The sequence below is a fragment of the Caldisericum sp. genome (assembly GCF_049967455.1).
Lineage (GTDB): Bacteria > Caldisericota > Caldisericia > Caldisericales > Caldisericaceae > Caldisericum > Caldisericum exile_A.
On sequence record NZ_JBMFSR010000072.1, the window covers coordinates 1 to 3,386 of the forward strand.

4 protein-coding genes are annotated in these 3,386 nt (G+C 36.2%); 3 read left to right on the forward strand and 1 reads right to left on the reverse strand.

The window, feature by feature from the left end:
* The coding region (locus tag ACP5SP_RS07630; RefSeq protein ID WP_428076450.1) for a winged helix-turn-helix domain-containing protein at positions 1-143 on the reverse strand (143 nt) is incomplete at its 3' end.
* Between the two features lie 242 nt (positions 144-385).
* Here ACP5SP_RS07630 and mnmG point away from each other — a divergent pair.
* From mnmG to ACP5SP_RS07645, 3 genes are all read left to right on the forward strand, one after another.
* A complete protein-coding gene (mnmG, locus tag ACP5SP_RS07635; RefSeq protein ID WP_428076446.1) occupies positions 386-2,266 on the forward strand; it encodes a tRNA uridine-5-carboxymethylaminomethyl(34) synthesis enzyme MnmG in 1,881 nt (626 codons plus the stop codon).
* A complete protein-coding gene (gene gpmA / locus ACP5SP_RS07640) occupies positions 2,259-3,011 on the forward strand; it encodes a 2,3-diphosphoglycerate-dependent phosphoglycerate mutase (RefSeq protein WP_416085553.1) in 753 nt (250 codons plus the stop codon). Before mnmG ends, gpmA begins: the two co-directional genes overlap by 8 nt.
* Positions 3,012-3,201: 190 nt before the next feature.
* Positions 3,202-3,386 (forward strand): hypothetical protein (locus ACP5SP_RS07645; RefSeq protein ID WP_428076448.1); only part of this gene is annotated, 185 nt, incomplete at its 3' end.

A 3,386-nucleotide genomic window follows, 5' to 3' on the forward strand; every position in this document is an offset into this window, starting at 1 on the left:
CTAGGCAAAAGCTCGTTTCTCTCCTCATTTGTGAGTTTAAAAAGATTAGCAAGGTAGTCTTCGACTTCATCTATTGTATGATCCTTTTGATCTTGTAAGAATTGAAGCATAGGTTTCATTAATTCATGAAATTTTGGGATCATTTTAATCCTCCTTTATTAAATAATTTAATTTCGCTTTTCAATAGATCTTCCATAAGCTTTTTTTTAGAGTATTTACACTTTTATACTATTCCTTTTAAATCCGTTTACAAATATCCAAGCCTTAAAGATGTGCTCCTCAAGTTGCCCTAAAGTTATCTTTTTGCCGTTCATAGAGATTTTATTCGCAAGATTGTTCTCTTAACTTTACGAATATGTCTTAAACGTGTATAATATAAACTATGATGAAGGAAAAATATTATGGTGTAATTGTTGTAGGCGGAGGACATGCAGGGGTAGAAGCCTCTCTTGCCTCAGCACGAATGGGTGTTCAAACCCTTATTATTACAATTGATAACGACAGTATTGGCTGGATGCCTTGTAATCCCGCTATTGGTGGCCCTGGAAAATCACAAGTTGTAAGAGAAATTGATGCACTGGGTGGGGCAATGGCAATGACCACAGATGAAACACTAACTCAGATTAAGATGCTTAATACTTCGCGTGGTCCTGCTGTTTGGAGTTTGAGAGCACAAGTTGATAAATGGGCCTATTCAAGAAAAATGAAAGAGCGCTTAGAAAATCAGCCCAATTTACACCTAAGGCAAGGGCTTGTTGAAAAACTTATCATTGAGGGAAATAGAATAAAAGGGGTTCAAGTTGCAGATGGCAGTGTCTTTTATGCTGATGCTGTGGTATTAACCACTGGTACATATCTAAGTGGACGTATATACATTTCCTCCTGGTCGATGGAAGCAGGAAGGTGGATTAAACCTCCTTCAAATGCGCTATCAAATCAACTTAAAGAACTAGGTTTCAGAATGTCTCGATTTAATACAGGGACAACGCCGAGAGTTGATAAAAGATCTATTGATTTGAGCAAATTCCAAGAGGAAGTTGGTGATTTTGTTCCGCTACACTTTTCTTTTTGGAATAAGCCAAAAGTTTACGACAATCAAATTCCCTCTTACCTTGGATGGACTAATGAAAAAACAATAGAAGTGACACGAAAATATATGCACCTTTCACCATCAGTTGCGGGACTAATGGTTAAGACAGGACCAAGAACATGCCCTTCAATGGAAGAAAAAGTACGGTGGTTCCCGGACAAAACAAGACACCAATTCTTCCTTGAGCCAGAAGGGTTTGGCACGAATGAAATGTACATGCAGGGAATGTATATGTCAATGCCTTATGATATGCAACTTGAAGTATTAAGAACAATCCCCGGGCTTGAGAATGTTGAAATAATAAGGCCCGCATATGTAATTGACTACGATTACATTATACCAACGCAGTTAAACCTCACTTATGAAACAAAACTCATTGAAGGGCTTTTCATTGCAGGACAGCCTAACGGCACAACTGGATACGATGAAGCAGCAGGTCAAGGCCTACTTGCGGGTATAAATGCGGCCCTCAAAGTACAAGGTAAGGCACCATTTATTTTAAGAAGAAATGAAGCATATCTTGGTGTTATGACTGATGACCTTCTAACTAAGGAACTATTTGAGCCTTATAGAATTACACCATCGCATTGTGAATATAGACAAATCTTAAGACAAGATAACGCAGATTTAAGACTTACAAGAAAAGGTTATGAAATAGGTGTTGTTGAAGAATGGAAATTTAGAATGTTTGAGGAAAAGGAGCGAAAACTTGAAGAGATTAAAAAAATCCTCGAACAAACGACAATATACCCAAACAAAGAAAACGTGGAAAAGCTAAAAGAACTTGAAGTAAAGGAAATAAACCAACCTTTAACTCTTTTTGATCTTCTTAAAAGGCAAGATTTTACAAAGGATACTTTAAAGAAACTTGACTCAAGGTTTGCTGATTTTGATGACGAAATCCTTATGGAAATTGAAATTGAGGCAAAATATGCAGGATACATTCAGCGTGAAATGAATAAAGCAAAAGAGTTCTTGAGATTTGAGAGTTTTGAAATTCCAGATGATATTGACTATAATTTAGTACCATCGCTTTCAAAGGAAGCAAGGACAAGACTTTCGGAGATAAAGCCGAAGTCTATTGGACAAGCAATGCGAATTACAGGCGTAAGACCGTCTGATATCCAGATGTTAATAATGTACCTTAAAGAAAGGAAGGGTGATGAAAATGTATAAATTGGTTTTGCTAAGGCACGGCGAAAGTATTTGGAATAAAGAGAACAGATTTACAGGATGGACAGATGTTGATTTATCAGAAAGAGGCATCGAGGAAGCACATTTTGCAGCAAAGTTATTAAAGGAGCAAGGGTATATTTTTGATGTTGCCTTTACATCTGTCCTAAAGAGAGCAATTAAAACTCTGTGGATCGTACTTGAAGATTTGGATTTAATGTGGATACCTGAATACAAACACTGGAGATTAAATGAAAGGCACTACGGAGCACTTCAAGGGCTTAATAAGGGAGAAATGAGCAAAAAATATGGCGAAGAACAGGTACTTCTGTGGAGAAGGTCTTACGATGTTCCACCCCCACCGCTTGATAAAGATGATCCAAGAAATCCGAGATTTGACCCCAAATACAAAGATTTGAAAGACGATGAAATTCCACTTTCTGAATCGCTAAAAGACACGTTAAACAGAGTGCTACCATACTATCATTCTACAATTGCTCCAATGGTAAAAGAAGGGAAAAGAGTAATTATTTCTGCGCATGGAAATTCTCTAAGAGCACTCGTTAAATATCTTGATAATATTTCTGATGAAGAAATTCCACACCTCAATATACCAACAGGAATTCCACTTGTTTATGAGTTTGATGAAAACTTAAAAGCAGTCAATCATTACTACCTTGCGGATGAAAAAACCCTTCAGGAAGCAATTGAAAGAGTTAAAAATCAGATAAAAGAAAATCCCAAATAAAGATTAACTTTTTCATTTTTATCCTCCTTAAGGCTCTCTTTTACATTAAAGAGAGCCTTTTTTAAATTTTCAGAATGGAGAGGCTATTTCAATTTTTCTAATCTTAAACGATAGGCAAAAATTTTTCTAATTGAATATTAAAAAATTTTTAAAAAGTGCTACAATGTTTTTGATTGGAGGTGTAGCAAAAATGAAAAAAGTAATCATTTTGACACTAATTGGCATGCTTTTGTTAACATTATTGGGAGTCGTTCCCCAATCGAATCAAAATACTTTAGCTTCTAATCAGTCTCCTGCACTTGCAAGTGATGTTATAACACCATACATTAGCGAGGGTGATCTTTCCATGTTAGAAAGCACAGCAAAAGTTTACGA

What these genes read in the sequence shown, in the direction of transcription:
- mnmG (WP_428076446.1), top strand. Translation starts at nt 386, where the DNA reads ATGAAGGAAAAATATTATGGTGTAATTGTTGTAGGCGGAGGACATGCA.
- gpmA (WP_416085553.1), top strand. Translation starts at nt 2,259, where the DNA reads ATGTATAAATTGGTTTTGCTAAGGCACGGCGAAAGTATTTGGAATAAA.